The organism is Curtobacterium sp. PhB78 (genome assembly GCF_003751685.1).
Lineage (GTDB): Bacteria > Actinomycetota > Actinomycetes > Actinomycetales > Microbacteriaceae > Curtobacterium.
In genome coordinates, this window is the sequence record NZ_RKIA01000011.1 from 34,989 (window position 1) to 48,734 (window position 13,746).

Sequence of the window (13,746 nt, forward strand, 5' to 3'; positions counted from 1 at the left end):
CCCCCATGACCGAGCAGCAGTTCCGCATCGTCGTCGGCTCGGACGACGCCGGGTTCGACTACAAGGAGATCATCAAGGCCGACCTCGCGAAGGACCCGCGCGTGGTCAGCGTCACCGACGTGGGCGTCGACGCGGACGGGCACACTGCGTACCCGCACGTGGCTGTCGATGCTGCACGACTCGTCGCGAACGGTGAGGCCGACCGCGCGATCCTGATCTGCGGCACCGGACTCGGTGTCGCGATCGCGGCGAACAAGGTCCCCGGCATCCGGGCCGTCACCGCGCACGACTCGTTCAGCGTCGAGCGTTCGGTCCTGTCGAACGACGCCCAGGTCCTCTGCATGGGCCAGCGGGTCGTCGGCGTCGAGGTCGCCCGCCGGATGGCTCGCGAGTGGTTGGGCTACACGTTCGACCCGTCCTCCGCCAGCGCGTCGAAGGTCGCCGCGATCTGTGCCTACGACGGTTCTGCCCCGGTCGGGACCGACGCCTGATGCCGGCGACCACGGCGGCGGCCCCGATCACGATCGGGGTGTCGCTCAAGATGTACTTCGGGCACGCCCGGACGCTCGAGTGGGCGACCGCCGTGGCCGACATCGCCCGGACCCACCCGGCGGTGCAGTCCGGCGCCGTCGAACTCTTCGCCATCCCGACGTTCCCCTCGCTCGTGCCGGTGCACGCCGTGCTCGAGCGCACCCCGGTGCTCCTCGGCGCGCAGGACCTGGCCTGGGCCGACGAGGGTGCCTTCACGGGTGAGGTGTCCGGCCGCGAACTCCGCGAGGTCGGGGTCGACCTGGTCGAGATCGCGCACGCCGAGCGTCGCTCCCTGTTCCACGAGTCCGACCAGGACATCGCCGGCAAGGTGCACGCCGCCTTCCGCAACGGCCTGCGTCCCCTCATCTGCATCGGTGAGACCGACCGCGCGGCCGACGGCGATCCGTCCGCTGCCGTCGCCGAGGTCACCGCGCAGCTCGACCGCTTCGTCGCAACGGCCGTCGCCGACGGGCTCGCCGGACCGGTCATCGCTGCCTACGAGCCGGTCTGGGCCATCGGTGCACCGCAGCCCGCTCCCGACGAGCACATCGTCGCGGTGCTCGCGGGCATCGAGCAGCACCTGGCGAACCGGCCGGAGCTCGCCGGGTCGGTCGTCATCTACGGCGGTAGCGCCGGGCCGGGCCTGCTCACCCGGGGACGGGGCGGCATCGGTGGCCTGTTCCTCGGCCGCTTCGCCCACGACCCCGAGGCGATCCGCACGATCCTCGACGAAGCCGAGGCGCTGGCTGCGACGCAGGACGGAGCACCGGCGTGACCTCCCTGCTCGGCCTCTCCACCTACGCCTACTTCTGGCGCATGTCCGACCGTGTGCCGGCAGCGCTGTCCCTCGACGACGCCCTGCGCGACGCTGCGGCCCACGACGGCGTCGACCTGTTCCAGATCTGCGACCACCTGCCGCTCGACACCGCGTCCGACGACCGGCTGGGCGCGATCCGGACGCTGGCCGACGACCTCGGGCTCACGCTCGAGGTCGGCACCCGCGGCACCGACCCGGCGCACCTCGCTCGGTACCTGCACGTCGCGCAGGTGCTCGGTGCGACGCTCGTCCGGTCGATGTGGACGAGCGGCGACGACCAGCCGGACACCGCCGAGACCGAACGCCGTCTGCGCCAGGCGCTCCCCGCCTACGAGGCGGCCGGGGTGACGCTCGCCCTCGAGACCTACGAGGTCATCGCCACCGCCGACCTCGTCGCGGTCGTGCAGGCGATCGGCTCCGACCACCTCGGCATCTGCCTGGACCCGGCGAACACCGTCGCACGGCTCGAACACCCCGCCGACGTCGTCGCGATGACCGCCCCGCACGTCGTCAACTGGCACGTCAAGGACTCCGGGTTCACCCGGTCGCCGGGGTGGGTCGGGTTCCAGTACACCGGCGTCCCGATGGGCACCGGGGTCGTCGACCACGACAGCATCCGCGCCGCGATCGACCCCGACGCCCGCGGGATCAACCGCGTCATCGAGTTCTGGCTGCCCTGGCAGGACGAGCACGCGGGCGCCGACCCACGACCGGGCGAGACGCCCGCACAGACCACCACCCGCATCGAGGCGGCGTGGACCGAACACACCATCGAGCACATCAGGAGCAAGGAATCATGACCGACACCGTCACCACCCCCCACACCGTCGCTGCCGGATCCGGTACGGCCGACGTCACCGTCGCCGTGATCGGTGCCGGCGGCAAGATGGGCACCCGCGTCTCGAACAACTTCGCGAAGAGCGAGTACACGACGCTCTACAGCGAGGCCTCGCCCGCCGGGCAGGAGCGCATCCAGGCCCTCGGCCGGTCACTCACCGACAGCCTCGACGCTGCCAAGGTCGCCGACGTGGTCATCCTCGCCGTGCCGGACGTCCTGCTCGGCACCATCTCGGAGCAGCTCGTCCCGGTCATGAAGTCGGGTGCCAGCATCCTGACGCTCGACCCGGCCGCCGCCTACGCCGGACTGCTCGCCAAGCGCGAGGACATCCACTACGCCGTAGCGCACCCGTGCCACCCGTCGGTGTTCCTCGAGCGCACCACCAAGGCCGAGTGGGACGACACCTTCGGGGGCATCGCCGCCCCGCAGGAGGTCATCGCGGCCTTCGACGCGTCCGAGTCCCTCGGTGACCCGGACGACTCCGCCAAGGCGATCGCCGAGGCCGTCATCACCACCATGTACGCGCCCGTCATCCAGGTGCACTGGGTCACCGTGAAGCAGCTCGCCGTGCTCGAGCCGACCCTCGTCGAGACCATCGCCTGCATGATCGGCGACTTCCTCAACGACGCCCTCGAGGAGACCGTCACCGGTGTCGGCGTGCCCCGCGAGGCCGCCCGCGCCATGCTCTACGGCCACACCTGGATCGCGCTGACCAACGGCCTGCGCGGCTCGAACCCGTTCTCGGACGCCTGCCACATCGCCATGGGCTACGGCCGCGAGAAGCTCATCAAGGAGGACTGGAAGCAGGTCTTCGACGACAGCGAGCTCGACAGCGTCATCGCCAAGATGCTCAAGATCGACGCCGTCCGCCGCTGACGTTCGTCTGATCCGCCAGAGCGACAGATTCCCGCCGACCATCGGCGGGAATCTGTCGCTTTCGCGGTACTCACCACCCGCTACCCCGGCAGCCGCCCGCCGCGGGGCCCCCAGGCCTCGGCGAGGGTGATCGAGACGACCCCCGGCACCGTCAGCGCCTCCACGGACGCCGCGAACCACGCCCGCGCCGCCGCCGAGTGCTGCGCCGGGTCCGTCGCGTCCGCCACGAGCTGCGGCCCGTACCCGGCCTCGATCGTCGCGTCGGTCACGACGGGGCGCGCGGACGTCGCCACCGCGTTGAACCGTGGCCGCAGCGTCACCGGTCCGACGTGGAGCGCCCTGCCGGCGGCCAGCCGGGAGGCGCTCATCACCACCCAGCGCTGCATCCGGATCGACTCGGTCACCTGTTCGGGCGACCGGTCGTGCATCTGCGGCGTCACGCTGAAGGTCAGGGGCCCGTCCCAGTCGCGGAACAGGTCGACGGTCCGGTTCAGCTCGGTGAAGTGCGCGCGGGTGCCCGCCACGACCTCGAGGTCGCCCACAGCAGCAGCGGCGTCGCGCAGGGCCTGCTGCAGCGCCGGGGTCGTCACGTGCGAGGTCGGGTCGAACGCGCCGATCCGCACGACCGCGCCCGAGTCGAGCATGTCGTCGATCGCGGCGCGCAGCCGATCCGGGTCGTCGGTGACGAACCGGACGTCGAGCGGCCCGCCACCGGCATCGCGTCGCGCTGACGCCCGCACGGCCCCGACGTTCGGATCGCCGAGCACGGGTTCGACCAGGACGGGCACGCCGAGCGGCACCGCGGCCGGGCGTGCAGCGGCAGGGGCCGAGGCGGCGAGCAGCTGGAGCGTCGGCGGCGGGGCGACCACGGCGGTGGGAGCCGGCCCGTCCAGGAACGCGAGGTCCGGGGCGGGGGAGGCCGTGCCTCCCGGTCGATCGTCCGTCGTCGCGCGCAGCGTGAGCGACTGGCGGATCACGGAGCCCGCGTCGAGCGCGACGGGGAACGGCTCGGACAGCGGCGTCGAGTAGGTCTTGAACGAGGCATCGGTCCAGTTGCGCTGGTCCTCCGTCTCGAACACGTCGCCGGCCAGGTCGAGCGTCAGCGCGACCCGACCCGTCGACCAGTCCAGCCCCGACAGGTCGGCGGCCGGCTGGTGCGGCGCGATCCAGGTCGGGAACACGGCCTCGGTGACGGTGCCGGACGGGTGCCGCGCGGTGACGGGCACGCCGGCGAGGGTCGGCGGGTGGAGCACGACCAGGCCGATGCGGTTGCGGCGGAACGGCGTCGTGGTGGTGCCGACCGCGTCCACGTGCAGGGTGGGGCCGTCGACGGTGACCTCGAGGGTGTACCGCAGCACCTCGGTGCCGTCGTAGCGGGCGCTGGCCTCGATGCGGAGCCGCCCGCTGCTGCCTGGGCCTGAGGGCAGCGTCTGGGTGAGCACGGTGTCGTCGGCGGTGCGCCAGTCGTGGTCCCGCGTCACGAAGCGGATCGCCCGTAGCACCGGTTCGCCGTCGTACTCGAGGTCGGCGAGCTCGGCACCGCGCAGCGTGAACCGCCACGCGCCGATCGACACCGTAGTCATGGCTCATGACTACCACCGGTCAACCGGTTGGGCAATGATGGGTCCGTGGAGCGACGACGCTCCCAGGACGGAGCTCCCGCATGACCGCTCGACTCGACCACAGGACCGCACTCGTCACCGGGGCGGGCTCCGGCATCGGCCGTGCGATCGCGGACCGGTTCGTCGCCGAGGGAGCGCGCGTCGTCTACGCCGACCGGGACGCGACGGCGGCGGGCACCGCAGCAGCGGCAGCCGGCGCGCTCGCGCTGCCGCTCACCATGGACATCGCCGACGAGACGAGCGTCGCTGCCGGGTTCGCCGCCCTCGCGGAGCGCGACCTGACGCCGAACGTGGTGGTCGCGAACGCCGGCGTGCAACTGTTCGGGCAGGACGCTGCGGTCGCGGACGTGTCGCTCGACACCTGGAACCGCACGGTCGCGGTGAACCTGACGGGCACGTTCCTGACCGTGAAGCACGCCGTCCGGGCGATGCTCGCGGCCGGCGGCGGCGGGTCGATCATCGCGACGGGCTCACCCACCGGGCTGAACGGCGAGGGTGCGGACTTCGCCGCCTACTCCTCGACCAAGGGCGGTATCCACTCGCTCGTCCGCGCGACCGCGATGGCCTACGCGCGGGACGGCATCCGGGTGAACACTGTCGTGCCGGGCTACACCGAGACCGGGCTCGTCTCGGCGATCTCCGGCGACCCTTCGGCGCGGGCCGCGATCGTCGCCCGCACGCCCCTCGGCCGCCCTGGCACCCCCGACGACGTCACCGGCATCATGGTCTACCTCGCCAGCGCGGAGTCGTCCTACGCGACGGGCGCCGAGTTCCGCGTCGACGGCGGCATGACGAGCCTCTGACCGCCTGCGGCGCGCGGCGAGGCCTCTCCGCGAAAGCGACAGTGTGCCGCCAACGGTTCGCAGCACCCTGTCGCTTTCGCGGATGTGACGGCGCGCGGCCGACGAGATCTGTCGCCTTCGCAGGACGCACCACCACCCCGACCGGGAGGCCCGGCGCAACCCCGTCAGGCCGGCGTGCGGTGCGCGAGCAGTGCGCCCAGGGCCGCGGCCCCGCCCGCAGCGTCCGGCACCGTCACCATCCGTGCCTGCCCACCGCGGAGCCGTGCCACGAGGCCCGGCCCCGACCGCACCACGTAGGCGACCCCGCGGCCGGAGAACCGGTAGCCCCAGCCACCCCACTGTCCGGGCGAGACGTCCTCCCACCCGCAGGACTCGATCCGCTCGAGCGGGACGCGCATGAGCGGGATGCGGGTCCACGTCGAGGTCAGTCGCATCCCACGTCGGTCCACGGTGAGCTCGACCCGGGCGAGCACCAGCACGGCGAGCCCAGCGACGACCAGCACCGCTCCGGACGCGACGGCCGTACCGATGTCGGCCGGAGCCATCGCGAGCCCCGTGCCGATCCCGAGTCCGACGACGACGGCCCCGAGCGCCGCGAACCAGCGACTGCCGATGCGGGCGCGCCACGCGACCCGTGTGTCCGACCCGATGCGCAGCGGTTCGACGTCGTGCGCGGGCACCGGTGGAGCCGACCGGACGAGCGCGACGACCGGCACCGCGGCGATGACCGCGCTGACGGCCAGGAACGGCACGGTCCACCAGCCGGACAGCGTTCCGTCGCCGACGGTGTTCGTCGCGGCGAGCACGATCCAGGCGGTGCCGAGACTGCCGGCGAACAGGTTGGCGACGAGCACCAGGGTGGCGGCGGTCCGGCGGTCCGGCATCCGCAGCGCCGCGAGCGCCAGGGCCACGGCGCCGGCGGTCACCGCGAGCGTGATCCAGAACACCGGCCAGGGCGAACTCCAGCCGTCCGCGGTGCCGTCGGCCCCGAAGTGCACGGCCATGCGGTCGGGCAGGGTCTGCGCGGCGAGGAGTGCCGCGACCACCAGGGCCAGCAACACCACCATCCCGGGTGCCACCACAGCCAGGCGAGTCCTTGCGTGCATCGGTCGGTTCGTCATCGTGCCCCCTTGATCATCGTGAACAGGTCGTCGAGCGGGACCCCGAGCGTGTCGGCCTGGTCGCGCAGCTCGTCCACGAGCGTGCGCAGCCGGTCGAACGACGCGTTGCCCGATCGCAAGACCGTTGCTCCGCGACCCCGCCGCAGTTCGATCAGTCCGTCGTCCTGCAGCTGCGCGTAGGCGCGCAGCACCGTGTGCATGTTGACGTCGACCGCGGCGGCGAGCTCGCGCGCCGACGGCAGGCGTTCCCCGCTCGCGAGGTCTCCGCGTGCGATCGCGTACCGGATCTGCGACGCGACCTGTTCGGCGAGCGTGGCCCGTGCGGTCGGGTCGACGGTGATCAACATGTTCGCATTGTATGCGAACAATCCCGCCGTGGCGAGGGTTCTCGTGTCGCGCTCTCCGGCCTTTGGCCATGGAACGCAGGCCCCCGTCCGGGGGTACGGCGTCCGGGTACTTTCGGCTGCAGCGAACCACTCGCTATTCAGGGAGAAAACCACGATGACGAACTACGAATCCGCCGACGGGGTGGAGCCCGTCCAGGTCACCACCTACCGTCTCGTCCGCAAGGCCGCCCGACGTGGTTGGGCCGTGCCCACCGACGAGGCCGAACCGTCCCTCGCCGACCTCGTGAGCACCCGCGGCTCCGCGCGCCCCGAGGCCCGCTGACCCCGCCACCGACGCCGCATGGGGGCCAGCAGTATCGTCGGCTCATGCCCCCTTCGACCCGAGCGGTCACCCGTGGCGTCGAGGTCGGGACCCGTGGGTCCGACACCGGCGTCCCCGTGCTCGTCCTGCACGGCAGTCCCGGCGGGATCGACGTCGCCGAGCTCATGGCCGGCTTCCTGCCGTCCCAGGACTTCCGGGTGGTCACGGTCTCGCGCCCGGGGTACCTCGGCACCCGGCTCGACGCCGAGCACCCCACGATCGACGACGAGGCCGACCAGCTCGCCCGGGTCCTCGACGACCTCGGCATCGACCGGGTCGGCGTGCTCGCCTGGTCCGGTGGCGCGCCGGCCGCGTACCGACTGGCGGTCCGTCACCCGGATCGGGCCAGGGCGCTCGCCGTCGCCTCCGGGGTGTCCGGTCGCTGGGTCCCCGGGTCTGCGGGACCGGCCGAACGACTCGTGACCGACACCGCGTTCGGCGCCGGTCTCGCATCGGCCGCTGCGCGCATCGCCCCGGCTGCCGCGGCACGCGCTGCGGTGGCCGGCGTGAGCACCCTGCGTGGCGGTGCCCTGCGGGAACACGTCGCCGGCGTCCTGGCCGAGCCGGTGCGGCGGGCGTTCCTGCTCGGTCTCGCCCGGACCGGCAACGCCTCCGGACCCCGACGCGCCGGCTGGGACAACGACGTGCGCCAGCTCGCGGCCGTCGAGTCGCTCGACCTCGGTGCCGTCCGGGCCCCGACGCTCCTGGTGCACGGCGACGCCGACACCGAGGTCCGGCCGGACGACAGCACCCGCGCCGCCGCAGCGATCCCCGGCGCCGAGCTCGTCACGCTGCCGGGTGGCACGCACTTCGCACTCTGGGACCACCGCGACGCCGCCGCCGTGCAAGCACAGGTGCGCGCACACCTGCAGCAGCTCTGACCACCGGTTCGCCCGCTTGCTCACGATCCGGTATCGACGAGGTCTCGATCTCGACACGACGCCCCGTGCGTGACCACGGCGCTGCCACGATGGCGGGTATGGCTTCCCTCCGACTCGCACTGCCCCTGGTCGTCGGCGCACTGCTCGCATCCGTCGCCCTGTCGTCGTGCTCGGCCGACGCCTCGTCGGCACCGGCGCCGACCTCGTCGAGCGCTCGGTCGGCGGACGCAGCGGTGGACGCACCGGCGGCGTCCCCCACGGTGGACCCGATGGAGGAGGACCGGAGCGCCGCGGCCGTCTGCGGGCAGATCAGCGCGCTGTCGACGATCGCCCTGAACGCCTCGGACGGTCGTTCCCGCGGTGCCCTGACCGATGCGCAGTACGAGGCGCTGATCGCGGCGGAGCGCTTCGGGTACGAGCACCTGTCGAGCACCGACGAGCGGCTCGACAACGCCATCGACTACGCGCTCGAGTACCTCGACGCCCACCCGGCACCCGCGTCGGGGCCGGCGCTCCAGGACAGCCCCGAGTGGGAGCTCGTCGGGCGCACCCTGAACACCGCGTGCCAGCAGGCCGGTTCGAACGTGGTGGCGACCGCTCAGTCCGGCGGCTGATCGCGACTCGTCCGGCGGCCGGAGCGCACCGGGGCACCAGCGCCACCGAAGGCGCTAGGCCCGCTCGAGCGCCGCGACCGCGGCGACCAGCGCGTCCAGCGCCCGGTCCAGCTCCGGCACCGTCACCGCCCCGTACCCCAGCACGACCCCGGCCGGCGTGCTGCCCGGAGCCATCCCGTACTCCTCGAGCGTCGAGACGAGCACGCCGGCACCGGCTATCCGCGCCGCGACCTCATGCCCGGTCGCCGGACCCGACCACACGACCACGGCGTGCAGTCCGCCGGTCAGGGCACGGGCCTCCAGTCCGGCGACGCCGTCGAGCCGAGCCGCGATCCGGGCGCGACGGTGCGTGTAGTCGCGCCGGACCCGGCCGAGGTGCCGGCGGAGCGCACCGGTCCGGAGCAGGTGCGCGAGCGCGACCTGCACGGGCTCGGCGACGACCGCGCCGCGGGCACGACGGGCAGCGAGCACCGCGTCGGCGACCCCGGCCACGGATCCGGCCCCGACCGGCACACCTGCCGCCCCGGGCAGCACGACGTAGGAGCACCGCAGCCGCGGGTCGAGCGTCTTCGAGAACCCGCCGACGTGCAGCACCACCCCGTCGGCGTCGAGCGCCGCGAGTGCGGGCACGGGGCTGCCGCGGTGCCGGAACTCGGAGTCGTAGTCGTCCTCGACCACGAGCGTGCCCGTCGCCGCAGCCCAGGCGAGCAGCCGCTGCCGTCGCGCCACCGGCATCACCGAGCCGAGCGGGTACTGGTGCGTCGGCGTGACGAGCACGACGTCGACCGGCGGTGCGGCGGTCAGGGCGTCGAGGTCCATCCCGTCGTCGTCCAACGGGATGCCGACGACGGTACCGCCCGCGCTGAGCACCGCACGCTGACCGGTCCGGTACCCCGGGTCCTCGACCGCGAACACGGGGGCGCGACCGAGGTGCACGCGGAGCGCCTCGGTGACGAGCGACAGCGCCTCGGAGGTCCCCGCGGTCAGCAGCACCCGGTCGACCGACGGCGCGAATCCGCGACTCAGGCCGAGCTGCGCGACCACCTGCGCTCGGAGGTCCACCGTGCCGAGGGGGTCCGCGACCGCGTTCCGCAGTGGGGCGTCGGCCGCCGCCCGCCAGGCTGCGCGCCAGTCCCGCTGCGCGATCGCGGTGACGGCGGGGACCCCGGGGCGGCAGTCGATGGTCCGGGCGGCGGCGGCGGCCGCCGCTGAGGCCGACGCTGCCGCGCCCCTCTCGGTCGCTGGCCGCAAGTCCCCGAAGACGGCGCCGCCCCGGCCGCCCACGCCGCCTATGCCAGCCGACGCGACGACCCGCGCCACCGCACCGTGCCGCGTCCGGATCCAGCCCTCGCCGTCGAGCTGGTCGTAGGCGGCGACGACCGTTCCGCGTGCGACGCCGAGCTCGGCGGCCAACGCCCGGGTCGACGGCAGCGGATCGCCCTCGCGCAGCGTGCCGTCGTGGACCATCCGTCGGATGCGGGCGACGACCCCTGCGGTCTTGCCGGACTGGTCCACCACGATCACCTCGATCTGGTCCACGCACTGGACCACTGTCGAACCTAGCGTGGCCAGCATGAGCACCCCCAACCCCGCCGATGGCCCCGACCTGCGGGTCCGCCGCATCCGCGAGCGCCAGTCCGACGACCCCGCCGTCCTCCGGGCGATCCTCGCCGAGGCCCACCTCGCCCACGTCGGGTTCGTCCGCGGCGGCCACCCGATCGTGCTGCCCTTCCTGTGCGGCGTCGGCGACCTCGGCGCCGGCCCGGTCCTGCTGCTGCACGGCTCGACCGGCGGCGGCCTCTTCCTCGAAGCAGGTGCCACCGGCGTGCAGGTCGCAGCGACGGTCACGCACCTGGACGGGCTCGTGTTCGCCCGTTCGACCTTCGACAGCTCCGCGAACTACCGCAGCGCGATGATCGCGGGCGCCGCGACGGTCGTGCCGCCCGAGCTCCGCACCGAGGCGCTCTGGCAGGTCTCCGACCACCTCATGCCCGGCCGCCGCGACGAGGTCCGCGGGATGACCCCGAAGGAGGTCCGCGCCACCCAGGTCCTGCAGCTGCCCCTCGACCGCGCGAGCGTGAAGGTCCGGTTCCAGGGCAACGGCGAGGCCGCGGACGACGGCGAGGACCACGCGGTCTGGGCCGGCGTGCTGCCGCTCGCCGTCCGCGCCGGCGTCCCGGTACCGGGGGACATCTCGGGGGACGCCCCGGTCGACGCGTCCGTCGTGGCGCTGGCGGCTCGCCTCGACCACCTGTCGTCCGACCGGGAGGCCCGGATCGCCGCCGTCATGCGGGTCGCGTCCGTCTGAGGCCGGGTCCTCGGGCCACTGGACGCTGATCCGCCGCATCTGAGCGACCTGCGAGGATCGCCCGTTCCTGTGACGAGCCGCAGGAACACTCCGGGACTGCCCAGCCTCGATCCGCCCCGTGACCAATACGTTACTTTCCGGATCGCCCAGCGGTCCCGACCCGGAAGGACCCATGGGACGCCACGCCCTGCCTGCAGCAGCCGAAGACCGACAGCCCTCGCGAGGGACCCCGCACACCGCGGTGGAACCCGCTCCGGCGTCTCCGCAGCCGCAGCTGTCCCGTCCCCGTGGTCGTCGGTCGGCCCTCGGTCCCGCTGCTGCCCGGGCCACGTTCGTGGAGCACCCGAAGCCGACCCGTACCGTCCGGATGCAGCCGCGTCCGCTCCCAGTCGCTTCGAGCGCCGGTGCGGCCGTCCTGAGCCGGAAGGCCGTCCTGCGTGCCGAGCGGGCCGTCGACCCGCGGCACATCCGCCGCACCGCGAACGCCAAGCGTGCCGCGATCCTGCTCGCGCCGGCGATCGCCGTGACCTCGAGCCTGACCCTGGCCGTGCCGGCGAACGCGGCGACCCCGGCCGAGATGCAGCAGGGCACGACGACCTCCCAGGCCGCGCAGACCTTCACCGTGGCGCACGACGTCAAGGTCCCCGTCGTCACCACCGACGGCATGACCACCACGACCACGGTCGTCTCGTACCCGACGCTCGACCTGCGCTTCGGGGTGACGACGGCCCAGGCGCAGTCGGCCCTGTCGGCGGCGCTGTCCGCCGGTGGCGACCGCGCCACGATCGTCGAGACCGCCCTGCAGTACATGGGGGACCCGTACGTCGAGGGCGGCGCGAGCCACGAGGGCATCGACTGCTCCGGCCTGACGATGGTCGCGTACGCCGCGGTCGGTATCCCGCTCGTGCACTACGTCCCGACGCAGGACGCCGCGGCGACGACGATCCCTGAGTCCGAGGCGCTGCCCGGCGACATGGTCGTGTACGACGACGAGGACCACGTCGGGCTGTACCTCGGCCAGGGACTCGTGCTGCAGGCACCGCACCCGGGCGAGGTCGTCGACATCGTGCCGATGTACTCAGCCGCGCACCACTTCGCGCGCCTGCTGCCCGCCGGCAGCTGACCCGATGCAGGCGGGGCCGTCGACGGTGACCATCCCGGCCACCGGAGGGTCCGGCACCGACGTGTCACGGGCCTCCCGTATCCTGGCCTGATGGCTTCCGACACCCGTACCCCGTTCGAACAGCAGCAGTCTGCTCGTCCGCAGGTGCGCCCGCGCACCGAGGGCTGGAAGCAGGCGACCGACACCGACGGCCGTCCGCTGCTGCAGTTCGCGTCGCCGAAGCGCGGCAAGCCGCCCGTGCACCTGGCCGACCTGACGGCCGAGGAGCGCGAGGCCCGCGTCAAGGAACTCGGGCTGCCGGGCTTCCGCGCGAAGCAGCTCGCGACCCACTACTTCACGCACTACACGTCCGACCCGGACAAGATGACCGACCTGCCTGCCGCCCAGCGCGAGCAGCTCGTCGCCGGGATGCTGCCGCCCCTGCTGACCGAGACCCGGCGGCTGGCGACGGACAACGGCGACACGATCAAGTTCCTGTGGAAGCTGCACGACGGTGCCCTGGTCGAGTCGGTGCTCATGCGGTACCCGGGTCGCATCACGCTCTGCGTCTCGTCGCAGGCCGGCTGCGGCATGAACTGCCCGTTCTGCGCCACCGGCCAGGCGGGGCTGACCCGCAACATGTCCACCGCCGAGATCATCGAGCAGATCGTCCGGGCCAACGCGGCCATCGCCGCGGGGGAGCTCGGGGGCGATCCCCGCAAGGGCGGCAAGGACCGCGTCGACGCCGAGCGCGTGACGAACATCGTGTTCATGGGCATGGGGGAGCCGCTCGCCAACTACAAGCGGGTGATGGACGCCGTGCGGTTGATGGTCGCGCCGCAGCCGAACGGCCTCGGCATGAGCGCCCGTGGCATCACGATCTCGACCGTCGGGCTGGTCCCCGCGATCCTCAAGCTGGCGGACGAGAACATCCCGGTGACCTTCGCGCTGTCGCTGCACGCCCCGGACGACGAACTCCGCGACGAGCTCATCCCGGTGAACTCGCGCTGGAAGGCCGACGAGGCGATCGACGCCGCACACAACTACTACGTCAAGACGGGCCGCCGTGTCTCGATCGAGTACGCGCTCATCAAGGACATGAACGACCACGCCTGGCGTGCCGACCTGCTCGCCGAGAAGCTCAACAAGCGCGGCAAGGGGTGGGTGCACGTCAACCCGATCCCGCTCAACCCGACGCCGGGCTCCGTGTGGACCTCGTCCGAGGTGCACGTGCAGGACGAGTTCGTCCGCCGGCTCAACGCCGCGGGCATCCCGACGACCCTGCGCGACACCCGCGGCAAGGAGATCGACGGGGCCTGCGGGCAGCTCGCTGCAGCGGAGTAGCCCCGGCGCCGACGGGCGCTCCCGGGCCGACACGCCCGGGAGGAACCACGGTTGGCGAGGCCCCCGGAGCCTGTGTAGTGTTACCTCTCGTTGCCACGGCGGCGGAGAACGGAACGGCTGAGACGGTCACTGGGTTTACCCGGGGATCTTGTCCGCCACGGTTCTTCCCCGGGCAGCGGAT

Annotated in this window: 15 protein-coding genes; 11 read left to right on the forward strand and 4 right to left on the reverse strand. The window is 73.0% G+C overall.

Annotated features, from left to right (window positions below):
* Positions 1-5 precede the first annotated feature (5 nt).
* From EDF53_RS18610 to EDF53_RS18625, 4 genes are read left to right on the forward strand one after another with little or no spacing between them, the layout of a single operon-like run.
* Positions 6-491 carry a ribose-5-phosphate isomerase gene (locus tag EDF53_RS18610; RefSeq protein ID WP_123294933.1) on the forward strand — a complete coding sequence of 162 codons (486 nt, stop codon included), beginning with the start codon at positions 6-8 and terminating at the stop codon, positions 489-491.
* Positions 491-1,306, forward strand: a complete 816-nt coding sequence (locus EDF53_RS18615) for a triose-phosphate isomerase family protein (RefSeq protein ID WP_123294934.1) — start codon at positions 491-493, stop codon at positions 1,304-1,306. The genes EDF53_RS18610 and EDF53_RS18615 overlap by 1 nt, the downstream gene beginning before the upstream one ends.
* On the forward strand, positions 1,303-2,148 hold the full coding sequence (locus tag EDF53_RS18620; RefSeq protein ID WP_123294935.1) for a sugar phosphate isomerase/epimerase: 846 nt from the start codon (positions 1,303-1,305) through the stop codon (positions 2,146-2,148). The genes EDF53_RS18615 and EDF53_RS18620 overlap by 4 nt, the downstream gene beginning before the upstream one ends.
* Positions 2,145-3,062 carry a phosphogluconate dehydrogenase C-terminal domain-containing protein gene (locus EDF53_RS18625; RefSeq protein ID WP_123294936.1) on the forward strand — a complete coding sequence of 306 codons (918 nt, stop codon included), beginning with the start codon at positions 2,145-2,147 and terminating at the stop codon, positions 3,060-3,062. The genes EDF53_RS18620 and EDF53_RS18625 overlap by 4 nt, the downstream gene beginning before the upstream one ends.
* An 80-nt stretch (positions 3,063-3,142) precedes the next feature.
* Here EDF53_RS18625 and EDF53_RS18630 read toward each other — a convergent pair whose 3' ends face one another.
* Positions 3,143-4,645, reverse strand: coding sequence for a hypothetical protein (locus EDF53_RS18630; RefSeq protein ID WP_148058389.1), 1,503 nt, complete (start codon positions 4,643-4,645; stop codon positions 3,143-3,145).
* Between the two features lie 80 nt (positions 4,646-4,725).
* On the opposite strand from EDF53_RS18630, the gene EDF53_RS18635 reads away from it, so the two are divergent.
* Entirely contained in the window at positions 4,726-5,487 is a 762-nt protein-coding gene (locus tag EDF53_RS18635; RefSeq protein ID WP_123294938.1) for an SDR family NAD(P)-dependent oxidoreductase, read from the forward strand.
* A gap of 164 nt (positions 5,488-5,651) precedes the next feature.
* Here the strand turns inward: EDF53_RS18635 and EDF53_RS18640 are convergent, their stop codons facing one another.
* Together EDF53_RS18640 and EDF53_RS18645 are read right to left on the reverse strand one after the other, a co-directional pair.
* Positions 5,652-6,554 carry a DUF1648 domain-containing protein gene (locus tag EDF53_RS18640; protein ID WP_260216158.1) on the reverse strand — a complete coding sequence of 301 codons (903 nt, stop codon included), beginning with the start codon at positions 6,552-6,554 and terminating at the stop codon, positions 5,652-5,654.
* 50 nt (positions 6,555-6,604) lie between these two features.
* Positions 6,605-6,955 (reverse strand): GntR family transcriptional regulator, encoded by a 351-nt coding sequence (locus EDF53_RS18645; RefSeq protein ID WP_123294939.1) that lies wholly within the window; start codon positions 6,953-6,955, stop codon positions 6,605-6,607.
* 154 nt (positions 6,956-7,109) lie between these two features.
* Between EDF53_RS18645 and EDF53_RS19510 the strand changes: the two genes are divergently transcribed.
* The 3 genes from EDF53_RS19510 to EDF53_RS18655 all read left to right on the forward strand — a co-directional run bounded on the left by EDF53_RS19510 (position 7,110) and on the right by EDF53_RS18655 (position 8,811).
* Positions 7,110-7,277: a hypothetical protein gene (locus EDF53_RS19510; protein WP_159572230.1), complete on the forward strand. Its 168-nt coding sequence runs from the start codon at positions 7,110-7,112 to the stop codon at positions 7,275-7,277.
* Between the two features lie 44 nt (positions 7,278-7,321).
* Positions 7,322-8,197: an alpha/beta fold hydrolase gene (locus tag EDF53_RS18650; RefSeq protein WP_123294940.1), complete on the forward strand. Its 876-nt coding sequence runs from the start codon at positions 7,322-7,324 to the stop codon at positions 8,195-8,197.
* 98 nt (positions 8,198-8,295) lie between these two features.
* Positions 8,296-8,811 carry a hypothetical protein gene (locus EDF53_RS18655; protein ID WP_123294941.1) on the forward strand — a complete coding sequence of 172 codons (516 nt, stop codon included), beginning with the start codon at positions 8,296-8,298 and terminating at the stop codon, positions 8,809-8,811.
* A gap of 54 nt (positions 8,812-8,865) precedes the next feature.
* Here EDF53_RS18655 and EDF53_RS18660 read toward each other — a convergent pair whose 3' ends face one another.
* The gene (locus tag EDF53_RS18660) at positions 8,866-10,350 is read right to left on the reverse strand and encodes a PLP-dependent aminotransferase family protein (protein ID WP_185021111.1); all 1,485 of its coding nucleotides are present in this window, start codon (positions 10,348-10,350) and stop codon (positions 8,866-8,868) included.
* A gap of 34 nt (positions 10,351-10,384) precedes the next feature.
* On the opposite strand from EDF53_RS18660, the gene EDF53_RS18665 reads away from it, so the two are divergent.
* The 3 genes from EDF53_RS18665 (at position 10,385) to rlmN (ending at position 13,565) form a co-directional block, all read left to right on the forward strand.
* Complete coding sequence (locus EDF53_RS18665) at positions 10,385-11,119, forward strand: pyridoxamine 5'-phosphate oxidase family protein (RefSeq protein WP_123294943.1); 735 nt, start codon at positions 10,385-10,387, stop codon at positions 11,117-11,119.
* Positions 11,120-11,486: 367 nt separating this feature from the next.
* Complete coding sequence (locus EDF53_RS18670) at positions 11,487-12,242, forward strand: C40 family peptidase (protein ID WP_148058390.1); 756 nt, start codon at positions 11,487-11,489, stop codon at positions 12,240-12,242.
* A gap of 90 nt (positions 12,243-12,332) precedes the next feature.
* Positions 12,333-13,565, forward strand: coding sequence for a 23S rRNA (adenine(2503)-C(2))-methyltransferase RlmN (gene rlmN / locus EDF53_RS18675; protein WP_111086542.1), 1,233 nt, complete (start codon positions 12,333-12,335; stop codon positions 13,563-13,565).
* Positions 13,566-13,746 lie beyond the last annotated feature (181 nt).

Bases quoted from the DNA above. Each gene is read 5' to 3' on its own strand.
- EDF53_RS18610 (WP_123294933.1), top strand. From the start codon at position 6: ATGACCGAGCAGCAGTTCCGCATCGTCGTCGGCTCGGACGACGCCGGG.
- EDF53_RS18615 (WP_123294934.1), top strand. From the start codon at position 491: ATGCCGGCGACCACGGCGGCGGCCCCGATCACGATCGGGGTGTCGCTC.
- EDF53_RS18625 (WP_123294936.1), top strand. From the start codon at position 2,145: ATGACCGACACCGTCACCACCCCCCACACCGTCGCTGCCGGATCCGGT.
- EDF53_RS18630 (WP_148058389.1), bottom strand. From the start codon at position 4,645: ATGACTACGGTGTCGATCGGCGCGTGGCGGTTCACGCTGCGCGGTGCC.
- EDF53_RS18635 (WP_123294938.1), top strand. From the start codon at position 4,726: ATGACCGCTCGACTCGACCACAGGACCGCACTCGTCACCGGGGCGGGC.
- EDF53_RS18640 (WP_260216158.1), bottom strand. From the start codon at position 6,554: ATGGTGGTGTTGCTGGCCCTGGTGGTCGCGGCACTCCTCGCCGCGCAG.
- EDF53_RS18645 (WP_123294939.1), bottom strand. From the start codon at position 6,955: ATGTTGATCACCGTCGACCCGACCGCACGGGCCACGCTCGCCGAACAG.
- EDF53_RS19510 (WP_159572230.1), top strand. From the start codon at position 7,110: ATGACGAACTACGAATCCGCCGACGGGGTGGAGCCCGTCCAGGTCACC.
- EDF53_RS18650 (WP_123294940.1), top strand. From the start codon at position 7,322: ATGCCCCCTTCGACCCGAGCGGTCACCCGTGGCGTCGAGGTCGGGACC.
- EDF53_RS18655 (WP_123294941.1), top strand. From the start codon at position 8,296: ATGGCTTCCCTCCGACTCGCACTGCCCCTGGTCGTCGGCGCACTGCTC.
- EDF53_RS18665 (WP_123294943.1), top strand. From the start codon at position 10,385: ATGAGCACCCCCAACCCCGCCGATGGCCCCGACCTGCGGGTCCGCCGC.
- EDF53_RS18670 (WP_148058390.1), top strand. From the start codon at position 11,487: ATGCAGCCGCGTCCGCTCCCAGTCGCTTCGAGCGCCGGTGCGGCCGTC.
- rlmN (WP_111086542.1), top strand. From the start codon at position 12,333: ATGGCTTCCGACACCCGTACCCCGTTCGAACAGCAGCAGTCTGCTCGT.